The 5,821-nt window shown below is 68.4% G+C and carries 7 protein-coding genes and 1 tRNA gene; 3 read left to right on the top strand and 5 right to left on the bottom strand.

Going from position 1 to position 5,821, the window contains the following annotated elements:
- Window positions 1-386: 386 nt before the first annotated feature.
- Complete coding sequence (locus tag ABTZ89_RS34575) at window positions 387-1,286, bottom strand: YceI family protein (RefSeq protein WP_351052789.1); 900 nt, start codon at window positions 1,284-1,286, stop codon at window positions 387-389.
- A gap of 241 nt (window positions 1,287-1,527) precedes the next feature.
- Here ABTZ89_RS34575 and htpX point away from each other — a divergent pair, with 241 nt between their 5' ends.
- Entirely contained in the window at window positions 1,528-2,400 is an 873-nt protein-coding gene (gene htpX, locus ABTZ89_RS34570) for a zinc metalloprotease HtpX (RefSeq protein WP_351052786.1), read from the top strand.
- A 4-nt stretch (window positions 2,401-2,404) separates the two neighbouring features.
- Here the strand turns inward: htpX and rfbA are convergent, their stop codons facing one another.
- From rfbA to ABTZ89_RS34550, 4 genes are all read right to left on the bottom strand, one after another.
- Window positions 2,405-3,286, bottom strand: coding sequence for a glucose-1-phosphate thymidylyltransferase RfbA (gene rfbA / locus ABTZ89_RS34565; protein ID WP_351052792.1), 882 nt, complete (start codon window positions 3,284-3,286; stop codon window positions 2,405-2,407).
- 133 nt (window positions 3,287-3,419) lie between these two features.
- Window positions 3,420-3,911, bottom strand: a complete 492-nt coding sequence (locus ABTZ89_RS34560; protein ID WP_270947538.1) for a YajQ family cyclic di-GMP-binding protein — start codon at window positions 3,909-3,911, stop codon at window positions 3,420-3,422.
- Window positions 3,912-4,054: 143 nt separating this feature from the next.
- Window positions 4,055-4,136 (bottom strand) — tRNA-Tyr (locus ABTZ89_RS34555).
- Between the two features lie 84 nt (window positions 4,137-4,220).
- Window positions 4,221-4,529 (bottom strand): hypothetical protein, encoded by a 309-nt coding sequence (locus tag ABTZ89_RS34550; protein ID WP_351052783.1) that lies wholly within the window; start codon window positions 4,527-4,529, stop codon window positions 4,221-4,223.
- A 79-nt stretch (window positions 4,530-4,608) separates the two neighbouring features.
- Here ABTZ89_RS34550 and ABTZ89_RS34545 point away from each other — a divergent pair, with 79 nt between their 5' ends.
- Both ABTZ89_RS34545 and ABTZ89_RS34540 read left to right on the top strand, forming a co-directional pair.
- Entirely contained in the window at window positions 4,609-4,851 is a 243-nt protein-coding gene (locus tag ABTZ89_RS34545) for a hypothetical protein (RefSeq protein WP_270947542.1), read from the top strand.
- 175 nt (window positions 4,852-5,026) lie between these two features.
- Window positions 5,027-5,821 (top strand): alpha/beta fold hydrolase (locus ABTZ89_RS34540; RefSeq protein ID WP_502949643.1); only part of this gene is annotated, 795 nt, incomplete at its 3' end.

Genomic DNA, 5,821 nt, shown 5'->3' with positions numbered 1-5,821 from the left:
TGATCTTGTGGTGAGACCTTCTTCTACCAGGACCCCACGCCCACATCTCTCCAGGCCACCGGCCATCCCCATTCCACTGAGATCGCCTCATTGAACTTGCGGAAGTTCTCCACAGGACCCGGAACCTGCCCACAACCACCGGTGTCGGATCCCGACGCACCTCGGCATGTCGGGGTCCCGACACGCCGGTGGGACTGCAGTTTCAATTGAAACTGCGGATCCCAGGCACGGCGGATCACAGTTTCAATTGAAACTGCCTTCAGTCCGGACTGAAGGATCGGCGCCTGATCGAGGGAGGCTTTTCCATCCTGTCCGGCCTGGGGCTGGGAGGCATGACCGGCACTGCCACGCAGGACGAGGATGGAAAATCCTCGGTGGAACTTGCGTCACTCCATGACGGCTTGGACGCCGAGTTCGATGTCGATGGTCGGGCCGACGACCGCGATTCCCTTGGCCAATGTGGCCTTCCAGTCCACCGAGAAGTCCTCGCGGCGCAGGGTCGCCGTGGAGTGGCTGGCCACTCGCAGGTCGCCGTCGAAGCCGGGGCCCTGCCACTTGCGCTGACCCAGGTAGGTCGTCTCCAGCTCGACCGGCCGGGTGGTGCCGCGCAGCGTCAGGTGCCCGCTGATCGACCAGCGGTCGGCCCGCAGGTGGGTGAAGCGGTTGCTGGTGAACCGGATGTGCGGGTGGTTCTCCACGTCGAAGAAGTCCGCCGAGCGCAGGTGGTCGTCGCGCATCTTGACGCCGGTCTCGATGCTCGCCGCGTTGATCGCCACCTCGATCCGGGAGTCCTCGAACCGCTCCGCGACCTGCACGACGCCGTCGAACTCCTTGAACATGCCGTGGATCTTGGACATGCCGATGTGCGGGGCCACGAACCGGATTTCGGTGTGGTACGGGTCGAACCGGTAGCGGCCGGGCAGCGGGGGTTCCAGCGATTCGTCCGGCGTCAGCTGGACGGTGCCGAGCTGGACGTGCCGGTTGACGCCGACCTCGACCTGGGTGGTGTAGCGGCGGTAGCCGCCGGCGCTGATGGACAGCCGGTGCTCGCCGGGCGGGACCGAGGTGGCGAAGCTGCCGTAGCTGTCGGTCACGCCGTGCGCGGTCTGCTGGTTGAGGCGGCCCTTCAGCGTCACGACGGCGCCGGGCAGCAGCTGGCCTCGTTCGTCCTGCACCTGGAACGTCACCACCCCGCTGTCCAGCGGCTTGGTGAGGAAGCTGGAGACGCCGGGTCGCGACGAGCCGCTCTTGCCCGCCGAACGCCGCCGCAACTTGGCGAAGATCATCTGGATCCCTCCTGCCCGACCGCCGGCCGCAGCGGGCGAAGTTTTATTTTCAACTACCGGCGGGTCATGCTAGATCGAGTCGGTGCGCGGCCTCCCGTTGCCTTCGGCACATCCGCCCAGCGGAACTACGAGTCGCGCCTGCTCGTTCTCTGAGTGACCTTCGAACAGATCGGGGAGATCGTCGGTTGCGGCGATCTGAAGGTGTCGGCCCCCAGTCGGGCCCTTGGTGGAGGCAGGCACGGTGCACAGTCACTTCAACGGTTTGAAAACGGCGTTGCTGCTGGGCGGTATGAGCGCGCTGGTGCTGCTCATCGGATCGCTGTTCGGGCGGACCGGCTTGGTGATCGGCCTGGTCGTCGCGCTCGCCATGAACGGCTACGCCTACTTCAACTCGGCGAACCTGGCCCTGCGCGCGATGCACGCCAGGCCGGTGTCGGAGGCCGAGCAGCCCGCGATGTACCGGATCGTCCGCGAGCTGGCGACCTCGGCCAAGCAGCCGATGCCCGCGCTCTACATCAGCCCGACCCGAGCCCCGAACGCCTTCGCCACCGGCCGGAACCCGCGCAACGCCGCGGTGTGCTGCACGGCCGGGATCCTGGAGCTGCTCAACGAGCGCGAGCTGCGCGCGGTGCTCGGGCACGAGCTCTCGCACGTGTACAACCGGGACATCCTGATCTCCAGCGTGGCCGGGGCGCTGGCCAGCGTGGTGACCTTCCTGGCCAACTTCGGGATGTTCTTCAGCATGTTCGGCCGGGACGAGGACCGCCCCAACCCGATCGCGATGCTGCTCGTCGCGCTGGTCGGTCCGATCGCGGCGGCGGTGGTGCAGATGGCGGTCAGCCGCTCCCGCGAGTACCAGGCCGACCAGTCCGGGGCCTCGCTCACCGGCGATCCGCTGGCGCTGGCCTCCGCCCTGCGGAAGCTGGAGCGCGGCACCCAGCAGGCGCCGCTGGCGCCGGAACCGAAGCTGGTGTCGCAGTCCCACCTGATGATCGCCAACCCGTTCCGCCCCGGCGAGCGGATGGCCCGGCTGTTCTCCACGCACCCGCCGATCGAGGACCGGGTGCGCCGCCTCGAGGGCATGGCGGGCCACCAGCTCCCGCCGTCCTGGTGACGGCTCAGCGCGTGGCGCCGGAGCGGCGGGCGACGTCCATGACGTACTCGCCGTAGCCGGACTTGGCGAGGCGGGCGCCGAGCTCGTAGCAGGCGTCCGCGGAGATGTATCCCATCCGGAGCGCGATCTCCTCCAGGCAGGCGATCCGCACGCCCTGGCGGTGCTCAAGCACCTGCACGAACTGGCCCGCTTCGACCAGGGAGTCGTGCGTGCCGGTGTCCAGCCACGCGAAGCCGCGGCCCAGCGAGGTCAGCCGGGCTCGGCCTTCGCGCAGGTAGGCGAGGTTGACGTCGGTGATCTCCAGCTCGCCGCGCGCCGACGGGGTCAGGCCCTTGGCGATGTCGACCACGTCGTTGTCGTAGAAGTACAGCCCGGTGATGGCCATGTTGGACTTCGGTTCGGCCGGTTTCTCGACGATCGACACCAGGCGGCCGTCGTCGCCGACCTCGCCGACGCCGTAGCGCTCCGGGTCGCGCACCGGGTAGCCGAACAGCGTGCAGCCGTCGAGATCGCGCACGCACTGCTGGAGGATCCCGGAGAAGCCCTGGCCGTAGAAGATGTTGTCGCCGAGCACCAGCGCCACCGGGTCGTCACCGACGAAGTCGGCGCCGATCACGAAGGCCTCGGCGAGCCCGTTGGGTTCGGGCTGCTCGGCGTAGGAGATCTCGATGCCGAACTGCGAGCCGTCGCCGAGCAGCCGCTGGAACAGCGGCATGTCGGCGGGGGTGGAGATGAGCAGCACGTCCCGGATCCCGGCCAGCATCAGCACCGAGAGCGGGTAGTAGACCATCGGCTTGTCGTAGACCGGCAGCAGCTGCTTGGACACGACCTGCGTCAACGGGTGCAGCCGCGTTCCGCTGCCCCCGGCCAGCACGATCCCCTTCACCCCGAGCACCTCCCACTCGAACACCAGCAGAGCCCCCAGTCCGGCGCGGCGGCCAAGACCCCGTGAGTCCTTCGGGCTGCGATAGCGACCCAAAAGACTCACGGGACCGGCGCCCGCACCGGAAACGCGCTTCTCAGCGGTAGTTCTCGAACTGGAGGGCCACGTCGAAGTCGCTGGACTTGAGCAACTGGATGACTTCCTGGAGGTCGTCCTTCTTCTTGCCCGAGACGCGGAGCTGCTCGCCCTGGATCTGCGCCTGGACGCCCTTGGGGCCCTCGTCGCGGATCTTCTTCGAGATCTTCTTCGCCACGTCCTGCGAGATGCCCTGCACGATCTTGCCGGAGACCTTGTAGATCTGGCCCGAACTGGCCGGCTCGCCCATCTCCAGGGCCTTCAGCGAGATGCCGCGCTTGATCAGCTTCTCCTTGAAGACCTCGATCGCGGCCTTGCAGCGCTCCTCGGTCTCCGATTCCAGCACCACCGCGGCCTCCCCGGACCACTGGATCTTGGTGCCGGTGCCCCGGAAGTCGAACCGGTTGGCGAGTTCCTTGGCCGCCTGGTTGAGCGCGTTGTCCACCTCTTGGGTGTCCACCTTGCTCACCACGTCGAAGGACGGGTTTGCCACGTGTCTTACCTCCCGTTGAGACGCAGCCTCGTGTCGTGCGAACACGCTACCGGGTGCGGCGCAGGTGGGGCGGGCTCGCACCGCACCTGCCCAGCAAAAGAACCGACCCCGTGACCAGCTGGTCACGGGGTCGGTTCGGCGTGTGCCAGGTGGAGGATTCGAACCTCCGAAGGCAATGCCGGCTGATTTACAGTCAGCTCCCTTTGGCCGCTCGGGCAACCTGGCGTGCGCACCAGCAGCGCTGGCTTGCGAAAAAAATACTACAACCCGTCGTCCACCCGTTTTCGCCGGGGGTGGTGTTGCGGGTGTTCAGCCCTGTCCGAGATCGAGGACCAGCGCGCTGGCCTGCGCGGAACCGGCGTCCAGCGCGGTGCGCGCCTCCTCAGGCAAGCTGTCCCGGAAGTCCGGTCCGGCCGCTTTGACCAGGACCATCAGCCGCTTGGCGAGTCCGCGGGCCTGGGTGAGCCGGATCTCGTCGGCGGCCAGGACCTGCTGCGAAGCGGCGAGCATCGCGCGATACCGGTCGTTGATCTCGGCGTGCCGGTCGATGACGTCGAACGCCCGCCCGAGGTCCGCGAGTTCCGCCGTGTTGACCTGGACGAAGTACGGATCGAGCACGAGATCGCAGCGTACGCGAGGTGTGGCGCATTGATGGCAGGACTGCCGGATGCGCGGTTCGTCCGGCTAGCCTGGGCGCATGGCCATCGACCGGGCAGCCCGCGCGAAGCGGCGGCAGGAGCAGCGAGCAGCTGCGCCGCGGGAGGCTGAGCCGCGCCCGACCGGGTCGGCGGTCCTGGGCGTCGAAGGGCTGTTCAGCGCGGGTGCGAAGCACCAGCTGGAGCACTTGGCCTGGGTGGAAGTGGTCAAGGAGGACGAGCGCGAGTCCGGCGGTCCCCTGGACCTCGACTCCGACGTGATCCGCCTCGATCCGCGCAGCTGACGCGTCACCCGATCCGCCGTCGAATGCGGTGACGATCACATTCCCGCACGCCGTCCGAGGCGTTCATCCGGCAGCATCGACGCAGGTCAGAAGGGCTGTTCGCGGCTGGACGGACCAAGTGCGGGCCTGCTCCCGGTCGATGCGGGAGGTCCCGTTCACTCCGTATGTTCGAAGTGTGCCTTCGAGCGCTCCATCCACCCCAGGGTCCGCCGCCGATGTCGGCCCCGGCTACCGCGAACAGCTCTACTGGCTGCGCTACCAGGACTTCTTCCCCGGTGCCCTGCAGGTCACCGCGGAGAACGCGCCGGCCGAGCAGTGGTGGTCGTGGCGGGACGTCAAGGTGCACCTCGACCGCGTCGTGCGCGAGCACGCGCCGACCAAGCTGATCGCCCTGCACGGCATCGGCACCTACGGCCGGATGCTCGCGCCGTACGGGCGGCTGCCCGCGCTGTCCGACTTCGAGTTCATCGCCCCCGACCTGCCCGGGTTCGGCCTCACCAGCGCGTCCCGGCGCGGCACCACCTACCAGGACTGGGTGGACTGCGTGCGCGACCTGGTGCGGCTGGAGCGCTCCCGCGACGACCGGCCGATCGTGCTGCTCGGCATGAGCACCGGCGGTCGCCTGGCCTACGACGTCGCCGCGCGCTCCGGTGGTGCGGTGGCCGGGGTGATCGCCACCTGCCTGGTCGACCCGACGCGCAGCGAGGCCCGCCGACGGCTGGCCGCCCGGCCGGAGATGGCCCGGTGGTCCGGCCTGCTCGGGCTGGTGCCCGGTCCGCTGTCGGTCGCGCGGGTGCCCGCGCACTGGCTGGCCAACATCGCCGCGGTGTCCAACCACGCCCAGCTGGCCAACCTGGTGTGGGTCGACTCCGGCGTGCGGATCTTGTCGAGAGGCTCCGTCAACGCGCCGTGCAGTGTCTCGCCCGAGAATCCGGCAAAGTCGATCGACACCTCGGGCTGCTCAAATGCG

Source organism: Saccharopolyspora sp. NPDC002686, assembly GCF_040295745.1.
GTDB lineage: Bacteria > Actinomycetota > Actinomycetes > Mycobacteriales > Pseudonocardiaceae > Saccharopolyspora > Saccharopolyspora oryzae.
Note: the sequence above shows the minus strand (reverse complement) of the source record. Positions and strands in the feature narration are given on the sequence as shown.